This window comes from Streptomyces sp. NPDC045968 (assembly GCF_056430475.1).
This window is the reverse complement of the sequence record NZ_JBWKLF010000005.1, coordinates 40,794-57,638: the sequence shown is the minus strand read 5'-3', so window position 1 is coordinate 57,638 and position 16,845 is coordinate 40,794. Positions and strand designations below refer to the sequence as shown.

The 16,845-nt window shown below is 68.5% G+C and carries 15 protein-coding genes; 7 read left to right on the top strand and 8 right to left on the bottom strand.

What is annotated here, in order from left to right:
* Nucleotides 1-57 precede the first annotated feature (57 nt).
* The gene (locus AC07FA_RS15990; protein WP_479076024.1) at nucleotides 58-864 is read right to left on the bottom strand and encodes an SDR family NAD(P)-dependent oxidoreductase; all 807 of its coding nucleotides are present in this window, start codon (nucleotides 862-864) and stop codon (nucleotides 58-60) included.
* 246 nt (nucleotides 865-1,110) lie between these two features.
* Here AC07FA_RS15990 and AC07FA_RS15985 point away from each other — a divergent pair, with 246 nt between their 5' ends.
* Both AC07FA_RS15985 and AC07FA_RS15980 read left to right on the top strand, forming a co-directional pair.
* A complete protein-coding gene (locus AC07FA_RS15985) occupies nucleotides 1,111-1,452 on the top strand; it encodes a hypothetical protein (RefSeq protein WP_479076023.1) in 342 nt (113 codons plus the stop codon).
* 311 nt (nucleotides 1,453-1,763) lie between these two features.
* Complete coding sequence (locus AC07FA_RS15980; protein WP_479076022.1) at nucleotides 1,764-3,098, top strand: MFS transporter; 1,335 nt, start codon at nucleotides 1,764-1,766, stop codon at nucleotides 3,096-3,098.
* A 95-nt stretch (nucleotides 3,099-3,193) separates the two neighbouring features.
* On the opposite strand, the gene AC07FA_RS15975 is transcribed toward AC07FA_RS15980, so the two are convergent.
* Both AC07FA_RS15975 and AC07FA_RS15970 read right to left on the bottom strand, forming a co-directional pair.
* Nucleotides 3,194-3,487: a putative quinol monooxygenase gene (locus tag AC07FA_RS15975; RefSeq protein WP_479076021.1), complete on the bottom strand. Its 294-nt coding sequence runs from the start codon at nucleotides 3,485-3,487 to the stop codon at nucleotides 3,194-3,196.
* A gap of 59 nt (nucleotides 3,488-3,546) precedes the next feature.
* Complete coding sequence (locus AC07FA_RS15970) at nucleotides 3,547-3,978, bottom strand: VOC family protein (protein ID WP_479076019.1); 432 nt, start codon at nucleotides 3,976-3,978, stop codon at nucleotides 3,547-3,549.
* Nucleotides 3,979-4,490: 512 nt separating this feature from the next.
* Here AC07FA_RS15970 and AC07FA_RS15965 point away from each other — a divergent pair.
* The 3 genes from AC07FA_RS15965 to AC07FA_RS15955 all read left to right on the top strand — a co-directional run bounded on the left by AC07FA_RS15965 (nucleotide 4,491) and on the right by AC07FA_RS15955 (nucleotide 7,866).
* Nucleotides 4,491-5,414, top strand: coding sequence for an alpha/beta hydrolase (locus AC07FA_RS15965; RefSeq protein ID WP_479076018.1), 924 nt, complete (start codon nucleotides 4,491-4,493; stop codon nucleotides 5,412-5,414).
* Nucleotides 5,415-5,667: 253 nt separating this feature from the next.
* Nucleotides 5,668-7,200, top strand: coding sequence for an MFS transporter (locus tag AC07FA_RS15960; RefSeq protein ID WP_479076017.1), 1,533 nt, complete (start codon nucleotides 5,668-5,670; stop codon nucleotides 7,198-7,200).
* A gap of 27 nt (nucleotides 7,201-7,227) precedes the next feature.
* On the top strand, nucleotides 7,228-7,866 hold the full coding sequence (locus AC07FA_RS15955; RefSeq protein WP_479076015.1) for a TetR/AcrR family transcriptional regulator: 639 nt from the start codon (nucleotides 7,228-7,230) through the stop codon (nucleotides 7,864-7,866).
* 90 nt (nucleotides 7,867-7,956) lie between these two features.
* Here the strand turns inward: AC07FA_RS15955 and AC07FA_RS15950 are convergent, their stop codons facing one another.
* From AC07FA_RS15950 to AC07FA_RS15940, 3 genes are all read right to left on the bottom strand, one after another.
* A complete protein-coding gene (locus tag AC07FA_RS15950; protein WP_479076014.1) occupies nucleotides 7,957-9,444 on the bottom strand; it encodes an aldehyde dehydrogenase family protein in 1,488 nt (495 codons plus the stop codon).
* Nucleotides 9,445-9,517: 73 nt separating this feature from the next.
* Nucleotides 9,518-10,912: an MmgE/PrpD family protein gene (locus AC07FA_RS15945; RefSeq protein ID WP_479076012.1), complete on the bottom strand. Its 1,395-nt coding sequence runs from the start codon at nucleotides 10,910-10,912 to the stop codon at nucleotides 9,518-9,520.
* Between the two features lie 133 nt (nucleotides 10,913-11,045).
* Nucleotides 11,046-11,960, bottom strand: a complete 915-nt coding sequence (locus AC07FA_RS15940) for an alpha/beta hydrolase (protein ID WP_479076010.1) — start codon at nucleotides 11,958-11,960, stop codon at nucleotides 11,046-11,048.
* Nucleotides 11,961-12,183: 223 nt separating this feature from the next.
* On the opposite strand from AC07FA_RS15940, the gene AC07FA_RS15935 reads away from it, so the two are divergent.
* Nucleotides 12,184-13,065, top strand: coding sequence for a helix-turn-helix domain-containing protein (locus tag AC07FA_RS15935; protein WP_479076008.1), 882 nt, complete (start codon nucleotides 12,184-12,186; stop codon nucleotides 13,063-13,065).
* Nucleotides 13,066-13,091: 26 nt separating this feature from the next.
* On the opposite strand, the gene AC07FA_RS15930 is transcribed toward AC07FA_RS15935, so the two are convergent.
* Nucleotides 13,092-15,149, bottom strand: coding sequence for an ATP-binding SpoIIE family protein phosphatase (locus tag AC07FA_RS15930; RefSeq protein WP_479076006.1), 2,058 nt, complete (start codon nucleotides 15,147-15,149; stop codon nucleotides 13,092-13,094).
* 205 nt (nucleotides 15,150-15,354) lie between these two features.
* On the opposite strand from AC07FA_RS15930, the gene AC07FA_RS15925 reads away from it, so the two are divergent.
* A complete protein-coding gene (locus AC07FA_RS15925; protein WP_479076005.1) occupies nucleotides 15,355-15,696 on the top strand; it encodes a hypothetical protein in 342 nt (113 codons plus the stop codon).
* A 107-nt stretch (nucleotides 15,697-15,803) separates the two neighbouring features.
* Here AC07FA_RS15925 and AC07FA_RS15920 read toward each other — a convergent pair whose 3' ends face one another.
* Nucleotides 15,804-16,841, bottom strand: coding sequence for an MBL fold metallo-hydrolase (locus AC07FA_RS15920; RefSeq protein ID WP_479076003.1), 1,038 nt, complete (start codon nucleotides 16,839-16,841; stop codon nucleotides 15,804-15,806).
* Nucleotides 16,842-16,845 lie beyond the last annotated feature (4 nt).

The window sequence follows — 16,845 nt, the reverse complement described above, 5'->3', positions numbered from 1 at the left end:
CCCGCATACCACCCCTGAGGGCCTCGCAGCTCCTCCCGTCGGAGGAGGCCTGCCCGGTCAGACCGCGCAGCCGCGCAGCGTCTGACCGCCGTCGACGACGATCTGGGCTCCGGTCATGTAGGAGGCAAGGTCGGAGGCGAGGAAGAGCACGACGCGGGCGACGTCGTCCGGCACCGCGATCCGCTGCTTCGGAATCCTCTTCTCCAGTTCCACGATCGCGTCCTCGTCCAGCAGCGGCGCGAGGCCGGGCGTGCGGACGCCGCCGGGACAGACGTTGTTGACGGAGATGCCGTGGGGTGCGAGCTCCAGGGCCATCGTCTTGATCAGCCCCGCCACGGCGTGTTTCGAGGCGCCGTAGTGCGCCAGGCCCAGCACCGACGGATTCACGCCCTCGACGGAGTTCACGTTGACGATCCGGCCGCCCCCGCCCTGCGCGATCATCTGTCGGGACGCCGCTTGCGAACAGACCATGACACCCAAGTAGTTGACGTCCATCGTGCGCCGCGCGAGTTCCGGGCTCGTGTCCAGGAAGGGCGAGCCCTGGTAGATGCCGGCGTTGTTCACCATGATGTCGAGGGATCCGAAGGCGTCGACGGCGGCACGGACCATGGCGTCCGCGTCCTCCACCTTGCTGACATCCGCGGCGACCGTGCGTACACGAGCGGCGTCCTCGAACCCCTGCACGGCCTTGTCGGCGGCGCTCTTGTCGATGTCAGCGATCACGACGTTGGCGCCGGCTTCGTACAGGCGGTGGACGATGCCGAGGCCGATACCCATGGCGCCCCCGGTGACCAGGGCAGTCCTGCCACTGAGGTCCATCAGCTCGCCGATGGTCGCCGTTCCGGACGAGATAGTTTCAGTCATGGCTCACTCATATCATGCACAAAATATTATGCAACCCCGTAGCGCTCGCGCCGCCTCCGTGGCAGCATCACCGTTCGCAGCCGACCTCCGCAACCGGTCGGTGATCGCATGTCACGCGCTCTCCTTCGCAGCACGCGACCCAACGGTGGGGGCAGAACCCCCATGGAGTCGCTGCGGAGTCGCTGCCTTTATCCGGTCACAAAATATTGTGCGTTCGCGCTCCCAGAGCCGCACCAGGAGGAAGCCATGCCGAGGTACACCTACGTCGTGCTGACCAACCCCGTCGAGGGCAAGGAGGAGGAATTCAACGACTGGTACACGAACACGCACCTGCACGACGCGCTCAGGGTTCCGGGATTCGTGGCCGCACAGCGGTTCGCGCTGGCTCCCTCGCAGCGCTCCGAGGCGCCCTTCCCGTGGGGCTACCTCGCGATCTACGAGCTGGAGACCGACAACCTGCAGGACTCCATCGACGCCCTCGCGGTGCGCTACAACACGCCGGAGATGATGATCAGCGAGGCGCTCCACCCGGAGCGGCTCGGCCTGCTCTTCGAAGCCATGGGGCCTCGACTCGAGGCGAAGGTCTGAGCCCCACCGGGCCCCTCCTGAAGCAGTCGCTCCAGGAAGATGCGGCCGGCATGTGGATGCCGGCCGCATCTGAGCACCGCCTTCTCACCGACGCACGGGACCTACATCGCACCGCGCTCCCCTTCGCATGCCTTCCACGACATGCCATCCGGTGTGCCACGTGAGCACGGCCTCCTGAGGTCGTCGACCACCGCAGAGATCGAAGTGCCGGCCGTCCCCCGTGACGCCCTGTCCCCGCAGGGCGCTCTCGCCGCGCTTCGACTCGTCCCGTGTTCCGAAACCTTCGAACGCCGCTCCGGAATGAGGAGAAGATGAGTATCCAGGAAAACCGTCCGACAACCACGGAGGCGGCGACCCCGACGCCCTCGCGCCAGGGTCGGGTCCTCTTCGCCACCGTCGCCGCCCAATCGATCGAGTACTACGACTTCCTCATCTACGGCACGGCCGCGTCACTGGTCCTCAACGACCTCTTCTTCCCTTCGGGGAACCCTCTGCTGAGCACCCTCGCCACGTTCGCCACGTTCGCGGTCGGCTTCGCCGGCCGGCCCATCGGCGCCGCGGTCTTCGGTCACATCGGCGACAAGTTCGGCCGCAAGCCCGCTCTCCTCGCGGCCATGGTGCTGATGGCCGTGGCCTCGACACTCATAGGCCTGCTGCCCACCCACGAGACCATCGGAGTGGCGGCGCCCGTCCTCCTGGTGATCCTCCGGATCGCCCAGGGGGTCTCGGTGGGCGGCCACTTCGGCGGTGCCACCCTGCTGGCCCTGGAGAGTGCGCCACCACACCGCCGAGGTCTCTTCGGGGCCCTTCCCCAGCTGGGCGTCGTCGTCGGCATGGTCACCGGGACGCTGGTCTTCCTGCTCATCAGCAACGTCACGACGGACGACCAGTTCACGGCCTGGGGATGGCGCGTCCCGTTCCTCCTCAGTGTGCTGATGTTCCCCCTCGCCTACTTCGTGCACCGGAGCGTCGAAGACACGCCGGAGTTCCGCAGCGCCGACCGGAAGCTCGCGGACAAGAGCCGGTCCGCGCCGCGCTCGTCCGTGGTTCAGGTGCTGCGCCACCCGAAGCAGGTTCTGCTGGTCGCCTTCGTCTTCCTCCCCGCAGGCATCAACTTCTACGTGATCATCACCGGGGTGCTCCACCACGCGACACAGGACCTGGACATCTCTCAGAACGCGATGCTCGCGGTGCTCATGCTCTCGATGCTGGCGTTCGCCGTCGGCACGGTCGGGTTCGCCTGGCTGTCCGACATCGTGGGCCGCCGCAAGGTCTACGCCGCGGGCGCGGTCTTCGCCGGAGCGTGGGCCTTCGCCCTCTTCCCGCTGGTGGAGACCCGCAGTTTCGCCCTGATCCTGCTCGGCGCGTCCCTCGGGCAGCTCGGCGTGGGAGCGATGTTCGGGCCGGGAACCGCCCTGTTCGCCGAGGCGTTCCCGCCGAAGGTCCGCTTCGCCGGTTCGTCGATCGGCAACCAGTTGGCGAACATCGTCGGTGCGGGGCTCGCTCCTTTCGTCATGGTCGCGCTCCTGGCGGCGACGCACACCTCCGTATCGGTGTCGCTGTACATGGCCGCGGCCTCGGTCGTCAGTCTCGTCGCCCTCACCATGGTCCGGATCCCGAAGCCCGAATCCACCGAGCCGACGTAGCACGGTCCACGCACAGCGGGGCCCGGCCTGCCACGGCCGGGCCCCGCTGCTCTCAGGTCGTCGCTCGTGATGCCGAACCGGCGACCACCAGGCAATCAGACGCCGAAGACGTCGTGGTACCTGAAGTCGATGGCCTCTTCGATCATCCCGGCCAACTCCCCCACCGTGCCCGTTTCGGTGCGCCACGCGAGATAGCTCTCGAAGTTCTGGCGGGCCCCCCACTTCTCCATGAAGACGATCGTGTTCGGGGCGTCCTGGTCGCGGACGACCTCCACGCTGACGTTGCCCTCGAAGCCACGGGTGCCAGGCAGGTGGTCGACGATCCACTTGTGCAGATCGTCCATGCGTCCGTCCTTGACGGTCATTTTGAAGATCACGTGGCAGGTCATGTGCGGTTTCTCCTTGTTCGGTGAGGTGAGACGAGGGCGTTACGGATCAGCGCCACCGGTCACTTCCGCTCGTGGATGTGCGGGACCGGGTGCGGGACCCGCTGCCCGGCCGGAGTGGAGGCGAGGCTGTCGAGATCGCCGGAGACGACTTCGATGAGATAGCCATCGGGATCGACAGCCATCACGATGCTCACGGGGCCGAAGCTGATGGGTTCGATGGCCAGCTCGTACCCGGCCCGGCGGATCGCGTCGCCGGCGGCCTGGACGTCGTCGACCTGGAACACCACCGGCGTCCACCCCGGCACGGACGGTGTGGGCATCACATCGCCGTGCAGGAGCACCAGGGCACGAGCTCCGCTCGCGTCCTCGAGAACGATCTCTTCCACGTCCGGATCGCTGAACTCGAGCCGGACCGCTTCCCGCAGGCCGAACAGCTCCGCATAGAAGGCGAGTGAGCGGTCGAGGTCGCTCACCACAAGCTTGAAATTCATGATGCGTGCATTCACCATGCGCATCTCCAAAATGACGTCGGCCGACCCTATGGGCATGCTCGAAACCCGACGGGGAAGGAGCATCCGAGGCGGCATTGTTAAATCGAATCGATATCGGCGCTTCCGCTGCATCCACGGTAGATCGAATTTCATCAGAGCAGTGTCCAGATATTTGGACACTGCTCTCCTGGCATTCAAAACGGATTAACAGGTTCCGATCATCTCGGATTCCCCGGAAAGAAACTATTCGAATTCCGGGGAAAGGCCCTGTCTCCCGTACGCGGACCCCGCGTCACCCCCGGCCCGGAGCGGGACCTGCACGAAGGCGGCCGTCGCGCCACTCGGACAAGGGGGGCCGGATCTGTCCCTGGATGCCGCACTCGACGCATGGAATGATCCAATATGCGAGGTATAGGCAATATGCCGCAAAGGTCCCTGGGCCACTCACCTCGGCCCGGCGGGCCCGCACCAGGCCGTTGCCGCGGGGCAACGTGTACGGCAAGGAGGAGCACATGGAACACGTGCGATTCAAGAACCGGAGCTGGGACGTCGCAGCCGACCTGCGGCTCCCGAAGGGCTTCGACGCGGCGAAGAAGTACCCGGCCATCATCTGCGGCCATCCGATCAGCAGCTGCAAGGAGCAGACCGCGGGCAGCATCTACGCCGAGCGGCTCACGGAGCAGGGATACGTAACCCTCGCCTTCGACGCCTCGCATCAGGGCGAGAGCGGCGGCGAACCGAAGCACCTCGAAGACCCTGCGACACGAGTGGAGGACTATCGCTGCGCGGTCGACTACCTGGTAACGCTCGACTACGTCGACGAGGACCGCATCGGCGCCCTGGGCGTCTGCGGAGGAGGTGGCTACGCCGCCAACGCCACGATGACGGAGCACCGGATCAAGGCGCTGGTCACGGTCGTGGCCGCCAATTACGGACGGCTCATGCGCGAGGGCAACCTCACGGCCGACGCGGCCCTCGAAACACTGGAGGCCATCGGCAAGCAGCGGACAGCCGAAGCGCGCGGGGCGGACCCGGTGATCACGACCTACATCCCCAACTCCGACGAGGAGCGCGAGAAGGCCGGCATCACCGACATCGACATCGTCCAGGCCATCGACTACTACAAGACGCCTCGCGGTCACAATCCCAACTCCCCGAACAAGCTGCGCTTCTCCGGCCTCGAAGCAGCAGTGGGCTGGGACGCCTTCCATCTGGCCGAGGTACTGCTGACGCAACCGCTCCAGATCGTCGTGGGCGACGTACCGGGCAGTTTCGGCTCGTACCGGGACGGGTTCGAGCTCTTCGACCGGGCCCGGTCGAAGAAGAAGGACATCCTGGTCGTCAAGGGCGCCAGCCACTACGACCTGTACGACCAACCGTTCGCGGTCGACCAGGCATTCGAAAAGATCACGCCGTTCTTCAAGGACAACCTGTAGCTCGACTCCGCGCCGTCCCGCGTCACCTCGCTTCCTGCGGGGTCCCGACGCGGGACGGCGCGGTGCCCGGCCCACCGCGCGAGCCGGCCCCGTCGACCGCACCCCCTGGGGGGTGACTTCGAAGCTCGCCCTTAGCTCGCCCCGACTTGAGCTCGCCCCGACTTGACGGAATGGATTTTATTTTTCATATTTAATGTCATCCGCTGATGACATGGATCGTTGACAACGGTCCGGCCCGAAAGGAAGCCGCAGCATGGCCGAGTCCCGCTCGGACGCCCCGCAGGACGACAGGCGCAGGAACGATGCCACCCGGCCACGGGCTCTGTTGCCCTCCCTGATGTTCACGTCACTGACCGTCTCCGTCATCAGCACGCTCGGGGCGCCGATGGTGCCGACCATCGCACGTGATCAGCACGTGTCGCTCAGTGCCGCCCAGTGGGTGCTGACCGCGACCCTGCTGGCGGGGGCCGTCGCGGGCCCGGTGCTCGGCCGGCTCGGCGACGGGCCGCACCGCCGAACGGCCATCCAGGCATCCCTGGCAGGCGTGCTCGCCGGAAGCGTGCTGGCGGCGACCGCCCCGGGACTCCCGCTACTCCTCGCGGGGCGCGCCCTGCAGGGTATGGGCATGGGTCTCCTGCCCCTCGCGATCGCCGTCGCCCGCGACCACCTGCCCGCGAAGCGGATACGCTCCGGCATCGCCTCGCTCTCCATCACCACGTCCGTCGGCGCGGGCATCGGTTACCCGCTCACAGGTGTTATCGCCCAGCACCTCGACTACCGCGCCGGTTTCTGGTTCGCGGCCCTCCTGAGTGCCGCTGCCCTGGTGGTGGTGCGCTGGGCGGTGCCCGCGGGTTCGTCGGCCCCCTCGCGTCCGCTCGACCTGGCCGGGGCGGTGCTGGTCTGCTCGGGGCTCGCTCTCGTTCTCCTGGCCGTGAGCCAAGGGGTGGCCTGGGGCCCTATGTCGGGTGCCACGCTCGGATCCCTGGGGTCCGGAACGGCTCTGCTGCTCCTGTGGACGCTCCAGGCCCGCCGTACCCCGTATCCCCTGATCGACGTCCGGCTGATGCGCAACCGCGCCGTCCTCGCGGCCAACGCGACCGCGCTGCTCACGGGCATCGGCATGTTCGGCGTGCTGTCCCTGGTCAACCTCTACACACAGGTCCCCGCCGAGGCCGGGTACGGCTTCCACCTCTCCCTCACCGCCACCGGCCTCGTGCTGCTGCCGATGTCCGTGGGCAGTGTGGCCGCGAACCGGTTCGCCTCCGTCCTGGTCTCCCGGTTCGGCCCGTTCCGCGTCCTCCCACTGGGTTCCCTCGTGGTCACCCTCGACCTGGTCGTACTCGCCCTGTGGCGTGACCACTTGACGGTCCTCGTCCTCGGCACCTTCCTGCTCGGCGCAGGCGTCGGTGCGGCGTACGCGGTCATGCCGCTGCTCATCGTCCGCCACGTCCCAGCGTCCGAGACCGGCAGCGCCACCAGCTTCAACCAGGTGCTGCGCACGGTCGGCGGGGCAGTCGGCAGCGCCGCGATCTCGGCGATCATGCTCGCCTTCACCCCAGCGGGCAGTCTCCTCCCCGGCGACTCCGCCTACACCACGGCTCTTCTGGTCACTGCCGCGGCGACCTCCCTCGGGGTCATCGCCGCCGTCGCCCTGCCGCCTCGCCGATCCACCGCCCCGGTGGCCGAGTCCGCCGTCGTGACACGGAGCCCCGCCAAGGACGGCCTGCCCGCGGGGCCCGCCCGCGCGGATTCCGCTGACAACGCCCGCCGCGGCTCCGAACGCTGAACACGATCCGAGCCGGAGGGAGCAGCCATGGACTCGCCCAGGGAACACACGCGCGGCAGGAAGCGCGACGCGGACGCCACTCGGGCCGCGCTGCTGGACGCGGCCCGTGAGCTCTTCGGGCGCCGCGGGTACGCGGCGGTGACGCTACGGGACATCGGCGAGCGGGCCGGGGCCGACGGCTCTCTGGTCGCCCGGTACTTCGGTAACAAGGCCGCTCTGTACCGGGCGGTGGTCGCCGAGGACGGCCGCGAGTCGGCCGCTCCCTCCGAGGGGCTCGATCCACGGGCCTATACGGCTGAGGCACTGCGTCGGGCCGATCTGCGGGGAGCACCGGGCCCGCTCGTGCAGGCCCTCCTCTCCCAGGGCAGCGCTCCCGAGGTACGCGCCTCCGCGGCAGACGAGATACGCACCCACCTCGTGTCACCGCTCGCCGCCCGGCTGGCAGCCCAGGGCGCGGAGACCCCGGAGGCCGGGGCCGAGGTCCTGGTCGCCTGTCTGGTGGGGCTGATCTCCCTGCGGACGAGCGGCTTGTTCGGGGCCCTGTCCGGGGTGGACCCGGAGGTGGTCGGCTCCGTGCTCGAGTCCGCCGCGCGGGCGTGGCCATCGGTGACCGCACACGAGTCGGAGACGGACGTCCCGGCCGGCCTCGGCCGACTGCCTCGGTAGGCATTCTCGGTGGGCTTCCTGATGCCCCTTGAGGGTGCTCTCCGCCCCCGCGCGCAGTCCCTTCGGCCGGACGGCGATGTTCTCGTCCCTCTAGTCGAGATTGATGTATACGGCCTTCGGGTACAGGAAGCTGTCCACGTGCTCCTTGGCGCCCTTCCAGCCGTAACCGCTCATCTTGGTGCCGCCGAACCCCACGGCCGGGTCGAGGACTCCGTAGCAGTTGACCCAGATGGTGCCCGCCGTGATCCCGCGCGAGACCTTGTGCGCGGTCGAGAGATCGCGCGTCCACACACCGCCCGCGAGGCCGTACGGCGTGTCGTTGGCGATGCGCAGTGCGTCGTCCATGTCGTCGAAGGGGATCACGGAGGCGACCGGGCCGAAGATCTCCTCCTGCGCGATGGTCATGTCGTTCGTCGCGCCGGCGAAGATCGTCGGCTCGACGAAGTAACCCCCTGCCAGGTCGCCGCCGAGGCGGTTGCCGCCACCGGCCAGCTGCGCCTCGTCGCCGCCCACGCCGATGTAGTGCATGACGCGTTCGAGCTGTCGCTCCGAGACGAGGGGCCCGAGCTGGGTGTCGGGGTCGAGCCCGTTTCCCACGCGGATCGTCTTCGTGAACTCTCGCATGCGTTCGACGAACTCGTCGTGCACGGACCGCTGGACGAGGATCCGGGTACCGGCGACGCACACCTGCCCGCTGTTGGTGTAGACGCCCATCGCCGCACCGGGCACGGCCTTCTCGAGGTCGGCGTCGGCGAAGACGATGTCGGGCGACTTGCCGCCGAGCTCCAGCTGAAGCCGCTTGAGGTTGCCTGCGGAGGCCTTGACGATCGCCCGCGCGGTACCGACGGAACCGGTGAACGCGACGCGGTCGACGTCCCCGTGCTCCGCCAGGGCCTGGCCCGCCTCCGCGCCGTATCCGGTCACGACGTTGATGACACCTTCGGGCACTCCGGCCTCGGTCAGCAGCTCGGCGACGCGCAGCACCGAGAGAGAGGCGTCCTCGGCCGGCTTCAGGACGGCCGTACAACCGGTGGCCAGCGCCGGGCCGAAGATCCACCAGAGACCGATCAGCGGGCCGTTCCAGGGGATGATGCCTCCGACGACGCCCACGGGAGCCTGCTGCTTCAGGGTGAGGAAGTTGCCGGGCAGCGAGTTCTGCGGTGCGGCGACGCCGGCGGAACCGCACTGTGAGGCGAAGAACTGCAGGACCTGGGAGGTCCATTCGGCGAGACCTCTCGTCCTCGCCAAGGGGGCGCCCATGTCGAGCGTCTCGATCAGCGCGAGTTCGTCGAAGTGGTCGAGGACGACGTCGTGGATCTTCAGCAGGAGCTTGCGGCGCTGGTGCGGCGTCCAGCGGCTCCACTCCCCCTCGAAGGCGCTCCGGGCTGCCTTGACGGCTCGGTCGATGTCGGCAGCGTCGCCCTGGGCGATGGTCCCGAGCGTCTTGCCCGTAGCCGGATCGACGACGTCGATCTGCTTGCCGGAGGCGGCTTCGACCCATTCACCAGCGATCAGAAGCTTCTTGGGACCCGTGACGAAGTCCGGAATCGCCTGTGTCGTTCCTGAGGAGGTAGGCATGCACGTTCTCTTTTCTGTTCGTCCGTAAACAGAAGCGGCTCGGTTAAGGAAAAAGCGGGTGAGGCAGTGGTCTTCAGACGACCAGGAGCTCGACCAAGACGCCGACAGGCATGTCGTCGTGACCACTGGTGACGGCCCGCAACAGCTCCTCGCTCCGCCCGGCGCCCATGCCCGACCCGGTCAGGTCCCGGAATTTGGCGTCGAGATCGGCCTGTGACATCGGGTTCTCGGCGGTACCGAGCGGGTTCTCGACGATGAGGCTCTCCGTGGTCCCGTCGCGGTAGGTGACGGTGATGTCCCCGACCCACTTGCCGGCGTACGCGGTGTCGAGTGCGGGCTTGGCCGTGATGCCGACCCGGTTGGCGAGCTCGGCCACCTCACCGCCCGCGGAGAGGTCGAGCTTGCCGTCGAGGTAGGCGCGGTGGGCTGCGTAGCCGTTACCGAGGCCGAGGAGTGACAGGGCGAACTGGAACGGCAGGCTGTACTGGAGGTTCTCGATGCTCTGGGGCTCGTACGCGTTGACGTTGCACGTGCCGACGATGAGGTTCCCGCCGGTCTGGATGCCCAGCTCGACGCGCTCGATGAGTTCGACGCGGTCCGCGAGCTGTCGTGCGCCGTCGATGTACGCGTGGTTGATACCGCAGCAGCTGTAGGGCTTGATCCACACGCGCTCGATCTCGAACCCGGCATCGGGGGAGAACGCGGCCGCGGCGTCCACGTCGATGTCGCGCCCGACGAAGGTGTGAAAGAACCCCTTGGAGCCGGTGAGGAAGGCAAGGGGACCGGTAATACCGGCCTCGGCCATCTCGGCCGCGCGTATGCCGTTCCGGGTACCGATGCCCGCGTGCACGCGCTTCACCGAACCACCCGAGGACGTGTACTCGGTGGTGCCCGAACAGTGACTCATCGCGATGGCGAGGGCATGGGTGGTGCGGTCCAGGTCGAAGCCGCGCATCTTGGCGACCACCGCGGCGGCGCCGAAGTTCGACAGGACCGCATGCGGGTGGAAGCCCCGCTCCAGGAGCTCCGGCGCGGCGAGAACGCCGATCCGGGTGTAGACCTCGTATCCCGCGACGACTCCGAGCAGCACGTCCCGCATCGTGGCGCCGAGCTCCTCGCCCACGGCGAGGGCGGTCGCGACCACGCAGCTGCCCGGGTGGCTGGAGCTGGCGCGGTGGGCGTCGTCGTACTCGAATCCGTGCCCGAAGGTCGCGTTGACGAAGGCCGCGTCCGCCGCGCTCATCGCGTCGCCGGTGAAGGTCACGTGCGCCCCGCCCGGCACATGACGGGTCAGCGTCAGGTCCAGCACGGCGCGGCTCCAGGGCAGGGTCGCGCAGCCGACCTGCACCGCCAGCTGGTCCTGCATCAGCCGCCGCGCGCCCCGCACCGCCTCGGGCGGGAGCGATTCGTAGTCCAGCTCGGCCACCAGACGGGCAACCGCTGTTTCGACCGGGGGGGTGATCTGCACGACGTGCGCCTCGTTTCCAGCGAAGATTACCTCAAGAAGAATGCTTAATATATTTTATGTTTCCACTCCTTGGCTAGATCTGACCCGAAACCCGCGCCCGGCCCCGAGGGCCGGGCGCGCTGGTGTTCATGGCTCAGGTGGTGAGGTGGGTGGTGTAGAAGGTGTTGAGTTTGGTGATGGCGGGGGTGACGTGGGTGTCCTGGTCGTAGAGGGAGACGTGGGTGGCTCCGTCGATGACGAAGAGTTCCTTGGGTTCGTGGGCCTTGGTGATGGCTTCGGTGCTGAAGTAGGCGGTGTCGGCGCGGGAGCCGATGATCATGAGGATGGGGCGGGGGGAGATGAGTTCGATGTGGGCGTAGGAGTCGTACTGGGCGATCTGGTCGATGCTGCGCAGGACCCATTGGTTGGTGGAGTTGGGGTGGCCGCCGCGGGGGGTGCGGTAGTAGTCCTGGGCTTCGCGGTAGAGCTCTGGGGCCTGTTCCAGGCCGTCGGGGGTTTCGGGGGCCCAGTTCAGGGTGGTGGGGGTTTCGCCCTTGGCCTCGGCGGTGCGCAGGGCGCCGGCCTGGTCGAGCATGGTCTGCAGGACTTCGGGGCCCTGGGTGCGGCCCAGGCCGTTGACCAGGAGGTCGCGCAGGTCGAGGCCGGAGACGGTGGCGACGGCCTTGATGCGGTGGTCGCTCTGGGCGGCGTTGGTGATGTAGCCGCCGGAGGCGCAGATGCCCAGGCCGCCGATGTGGTCGGGGTCGATGTCGTCGCGGGTGGTGAGGTAGGTGACGGCGGACTTGATGTCCTCGACACGCTGGAAGGGGTTTTCCAGGCCGCGGGGCATGCCCTGGCTCTCGCCCTGGTAGGCGGCGTCGAAGACCAGGGTCGCGAAGCCCTGACGGGCCAGGCGCTCGGCGTAGATGCTGGCGGTCTGTTCCTTGACACCGCCGCCGGGGTGGGACACGACGATCGCGGGGATCGGGTCGCCGGTGTGGGCGTCGGGGGTGAACAGGATGCCGGCCAGGTTCAGGCCGGCGCTGGGGAAGGTGACGTTCGTCTTCATGAGCTGGGGGGGGTGTCCTTGCGTTCGTACACGATGTGCAGGGGGGCAAGGCCGTCCGGCGGGGAGCCACGGGGGTCCAGCTCCCGTACCGGACGGCCACACCATGAACACTCACACCCGCCCCGCCAACAGAAAAGGGGCAGAACATGTCCCCGGACACCCCAGTCCCTGGGACACAACAGACCCCCTCACAAAGCACCCTTCCCCTGCGAGACTGAAATGTATGAATCGAAATGCGCACAGCAGTGAACTCGGCGCTTTCCTCAAGGCTCGCCGCATGGAACTCAGCCCCTCGGCGGTCGGGCTGCCGGACACGGGAAACCGGCGCCGGGTGGAGGGACTGCGCCGGGAGGAGGTGGCCCTGCTCGCTTCCATCAGCACCGACTACTACACCCGCCTGGAACAGGGGCGCCGAACGGCATCGCCGCAGGTACTGGACAGTATCGCCCGGATTCTGCAGCTCGACGAGGACCAGCGCGAGTACATGGTCGAACTGGCCGGCCGGGACGCCTCTCGGCCCCGGCGGCAAGCGGTGCAAAAGGTCCATCCCCAGTTGCGGCGACTGCTCGACGACCTGACGACCGTTCCCGCCGTTGTTCTGGGCCGCCGCATGGACATCCTCGCGTGGAATCCCCTCGCAGCCGCCCTGGTCACGGATTTCTCGAAGATTCCCGAGAAGCACCGCAATTACGTACGCCTCGTATTCACTGATCCCGCCGTTCGGGCGCTGTATCCGGAGTGGGAGACCGTCGCCCACACCGGCGTCTCCCAGCTCCGCATGGAGGCGGCGCGCGACCCGCAGGACCGGCGGCTCACCGCCCTCGTGGGCGAACTCTCCGTACAGGACGAGCACTTCCGCCAGTGGTGGGGAGCCCACCACGTCGCCCACCGCGGCATGGGCACCAAGGTGTTCCGCCACCCCGTGGCCGGTGACCTCACGCTCGACTGGGACACGCTCACCTGCGCCACCGATCCCGACCAGTCACTGGTCACCTGGACCGCCGAACCGGGCAGCCCTTCGTACGACGGTCTGTGCTTCCTCGCCTCCTGGGCCGCCAGCGGTGCCGACACGGACGCGAGGTCCGGTACAGGAGCCGGGAACTGACCGGCCGACCGCAGGAGCTCTGCCGTTCACAGGAATCCCGTGAAGTCGAGCTCCGCGAGTTCGAGTTGCCTCGGTTCGAGGGGCTGCTCGGCCCAGATGGTCTTGCCGTGCCTGCCGTGCCGGCTCCCCCACCGGCTGGTCAACTGGGCCACCAGGAACAGGCCACGTCCGCCCTCGTCGCTCCAACGGGCCCTGCGCAGGCGCGGCTGGGTATTGCTGGGGTCGGTGACCTCGCAGACGAGCGTGCTCTCGCGGATGAGCCGCAGCCCGACGGGTCCGCCCGCGTACCGCACGGCATTCGTGACGAGTTCGCTGACGATCAGTTCCGTGGTGAAGACGAGGTCCTCCAGCCCCCATGCGGTGAGCTGTTCGGCGACGACCCGTCGCGCGGTGGACACGATGGTCGGGTCCGCCGGGAACTCCCAGCGCCGGGTGTGCTCGTCGGGTATGGCGCGGGCGCGGGCCAGGAGCAGTGCGATGTCGTCACGCGGCGGCTCCGCGAGGCCTGCGAGGAGCGTGCGTCCCGTCTCCTCCAGGGAGTGACCGGCATCGCACGAGGACGACAGGCTCTCCCGCAGCCAGCGCAGACCACCGTCCGCGTCACCGTCGCGGCCTTCGATCAGGCCATCGGTGTACAGGGCCAGGACGCTGCCCGGCTCGACGTCGAAGACGACCGTCTCGAAGGGGAGTCCGCCCACGCCGAGGGGCGGCCCGGGAGTGATGTCGACCGCTTCGGCCACGCCATCGGGCGTGACGAGAACGGGCGGCGGGTGACCGGCACTGGCCAGGGCGCAGCGCCGGGCGACGGGGTTGTACACGACGTACAGGCAGGTCGCGACGAACGGACTCACCGGGTCCGCGCGATTGCCGAACTGCTGGACCAGGTCGTCGAGATGGGTGAGGAGTTCGGTGGGATCGAGCTCCAGGTCGGCGAGCGTGCGGACGGCCGTACGCAGTCGGCCCATGGTGGCGGTGGCGTACAGGCCGTGTCCTGCCACGTCGCCGACGACGAGGGCCACCCGGAAGGAGGGAAGCGGGATGACGTCGTACCAGTCCGCGCCGACGCCGGCTCCACTGCCAGTGGGCAGATACAGGCCGGCGGTCTCGGCGGCGGGGGCATCGGTGAGGGGCTCCGGCAGCAGGCGCTGCTGGAGCGCGAGGACCGACCGGCGCTCGCGGGTGTAGCGGCGCGCGTTGTCCACACCCAGGGCGGCCCGGGAGGCGATCTCGGTGAGCAGATCCGCGTCCTCCTCGCCGTACGGCTCCCGCTGGGCGGTGCGCCAGACGGCCACGGTGCCGAGGACCAGTCCGCGGGCGAAGAGCGGGGCCCACATGGCGGTGTGCATGCGCTCGGGGAGGTGCTGGAACGGGTCCTTGAAGAGCTCGGCCACCTTCGCCGGGTCGAAGACGGCGGCCCGGCCGTGCTGTACGTCATGTAGCTCGCCCGTGGCGAGCATGGGTGAAATGAACTGGCCGGGCTGCACGAGGTGAGGCGGCCAGGTACCGGTGGCCGAGGCGACCGCCGTCCGGCGCAGGCCCAGGTCTCCCCCGCCGTGGGTCTCCGGCGGTTCTTCCCCGTCGAGCACACTGCCGGCGAGTTCGACGCTGGCCAGGTCTCCAAGGGCGGGGACGAGGACGTCGACCAGGTCCTGCGCGATACGCGCCGCATCGAGAGATCCGCCGATGCGGACGGCGGACTCGTGCAGCAGGTCCCGGTCGCGGCGGGTCCGAAGCCGGCGCTGTTCCTCCGTTCGGCCGACCGCGGGCTCGGTGGGCACGAGGAGTACGAGGAGCTCGCTGGAGGGTTCCAGCCGCAGCGTCCGGAGGTCCACCTCGATCGGGGGCCCGGTCCGGTGAAGGAGCCGTGCACGGCCGTCCAGGGGGACGTCGGCGCCGTCAGCTCGCCCCCGGTCCTCGCCGTCGGCGAGCAGGGCGGCGAAGGGGCGGCCACGGGTCTCCCCGGCGGTCCGGTCCAGCAGGTCCGCGGCGGTCCCGGACCAGCGCAGAACCACCCCCCTGTCGTCGAGGACGACGGCCGCGAAAGGAAACACCTCTGCCGCGTCGCCGTCGGTGGACCCGGCCATCTCGCTCCTCGGACTCGGTAGCCCCACCTGTCCTCACGGTACGTCCGCCAGGCCGATTCGCGCGCTTTCAGGGCACTCTCCCTCACCCCCGCGGGCACGGTGGACCCACCCAGAACGCTTGTTATTTTTTATATGATGCGTGATTATCGGGTCGCGGCGCACATCACGCCCCGCCCCCTCCCGTTCCGAGAAGGAAGGCCCGAGCATGTCCGAGAAGACCCCGCAGGAGCTTGCCGAGAGCTGGCTCCTCGCCCTGTCCGATGTCGATCTCTTCTACGAGTTCTGCGCGCCCGACTGCAGGGTGTGGCACAGCTCCGACGACAAGTGGATGTCGCTGAAGGGCGCCATCGACGCGGTGCACGGCCGGGGCGGCCTTCCGCCGTTCCGCAACTCCCGGTACTCACTGACGGACAAGGGCTTCGTCGTCCAGACGTCGACCACACTCGACGGCACGAACGTGCACATCGTCCAGGTGGCCGGCGTGAAGGACGGCAAGGTCGTCTCGGCCGAGGAGTACATCGGCCCCGAGATGAACATAGCCGTCTGACATCTCCCGCGGTCCCAGCCGGAAGTCCCGGCCGCCGACATGAGTGATCGGCGGCCGGGACTTCCGGCTCCACGACGTCCTGACCGGCGTGGGGCGACAGCCAGCTGTCACCGCATCCGTGTGTACCGGCTGACTCCCTCGACCGAGGCCACCGCGAGCCGGCCCCGAAGAGCCAGGACGTCCAGGTGTGCGACCGTCTCGTTCACCGCGAGCATCTGGTTGAGCGGGCTGAGCGCGCCGAACGCGAGCTCCCGGCGAGTCCACGTGAGGCCACGGGCCACTGAGAAGGCGTCGCACGTGTCGTCCCCGACGACGGCGAGCGCCATGGCCAGCCGGTCGTTGTGGTGTGCGACCAGCTCGGCGACCCGGGTGTGCGTGCTGTCGCCGACAGGCCCGTGCGCCGGCAGCAGTCGGGTGTCCGCGAAGTCGGTCATCAGCCGCAGCGACTCGAGGTATTCGGCCAGCGGCCTGCCCCCGGGATCGGATGCCTCGAAACCGATGGACGGCGTGATCCTCGGCAGCACGTGGTCGCCGGAGAACATCAGCCCGCGTTGCTCGTCCAGATAGACGACATGGCCGCGGGTATGGCCGGGCGTGGGGATGACCCGGAGCGTGTAGGCGCCCTGACACAGCGTCTCAGCTCCCAGCCAGCGGTCCGGTTCCTCCCAGTGACCGGGCTCGTACAGGTCGGGGTAGGTGAGCTGGACGCGGTCGGCCAGCTCGTGCGCCCCAGCCTGCCGCAGCGTCCGCAGGGCGGAGCCGAGCCCGCCCCGCATCTCGTTGAGCAGTTCGAGGCCGCGCCGCTCCCCCACTCCCAGGTGGACGCGCGCACCCGTCAGCCGACGCAGCTCCACCGCCTGGGTGTAGTGGTCGCGGTGGACGTGCGTGACAAGGATGTCGCGGATGTCGGAGAGGTCGTACCCGAGAGTGGCCATCGCCTCCTCAAGGGTCTTGCGCGCCTCGGGAATGGCCCAGCCGCCGTCGATCATGACGAGGCCGCCGTCATCGGCCATGCCTTCGAGGAGGTAGACGTTCACGGCGTGCAGACCGTCGTCGGGGAGCGGCAGGGGCACCCGGTGCACTCCCGGCTGGACGGTCTGCACGCCGGGTTCGGCCCAGGCACCCTGATCGAAACGCGCTGTCATGTCT

Bases quoted from the DNA above. Each gene is read 5' to 3' on its own strand.
- AC07FA_RS15990 (WP_479076024.1), bottom strand. From the start codon at position 864: ATGACTGAAACTATCTCGTCCGGAACGGCGACCATCGGCGAGCTGATG.
- AC07FA_RS15985 (WP_479076023.1), top strand. From the start codon at position 1,111: ATGCCGAGGTACACCTACGTCGTGCTGACCAACCCCGTCGAGGGCAAG.
- AC07FA_RS15980 (WP_479076022.1), top strand. From the start codon at position 1,764: ATGAGTATCCAGGAAAACCGTCCGACAACCACGGAGGCGGCGACCCCG.
- AC07FA_RS15975 (WP_479076021.1), bottom strand. From the start codon at position 3,487: ATGACCTGCCACGTGATCTTCAAAATGACCGTCAAGGACGGACGCATG.
- AC07FA_RS15970 (WP_479076019.1), bottom strand. From the start codon at position 3,978: ATGAATTTCAAGCTTGTGGTGAGCGACCTCGACCGCTCACTCGCCTTC.
- AC07FA_RS15965 (WP_479076018.1), top strand. From the start codon at position 4,491: ATGGAACACGTGCGATTCAAGAACCGGAGCTGGGACGTCGCAGCCGAC.
- AC07FA_RS15960 (WP_479076017.1), top strand. From the start codon at position 5,668: ATGGCCGAGTCCCGCTCGGACGCCCCGCAGGACGACAGGCGCAGGAAC.
- AC07FA_RS15955 (WP_479076015.1), top strand. From the start codon at position 7,228: ATGGACTCGCCCAGGGAACACACGCGCGGCAGGAAGCGCGACGCGGAC.
- AC07FA_RS15950 (WP_479076014.1), bottom strand. From the start codon at position 9,444: ATGCCTACCTCCTCAGGAACGACACAGGCGATTCCGGACTTCGTCACG.
- AC07FA_RS15940 (WP_479076010.1), bottom strand. From the start codon at position 11,960: ATGAAGACGAACGTCACCTTCCCCAGCGCCGGCCTGAACCTGGCCGGC.
- AC07FA_RS15935 (WP_479076008.1), top strand. From the start codon at position 12,184: ATGAATCGAAATGCGCACAGCAGTGAACTCGGCGCTTTCCTCAAGGCT.
- AC07FA_RS15930 (WP_479076006.1), bottom strand. From the start codon at position 15,149: ATGGCCGGGTCCACCGACGGCGACGCGGCAGAGGTGTTTCCTTTCGCG.
- AC07FA_RS15925 (WP_479076005.1), top strand. From the start codon at position 15,355: ATGTCCGAGAAGACCCCGCAGGAGCTTGCCGAGAGCTGGCTCCTCGCC.
- AC07FA_RS15920 (WP_479076003.1), bottom strand. From the start codon at position 16,841: ATGACAGCGCGTTTCGATCAGGGTGCCTGGGCCGAACCCGGCGTGCAG.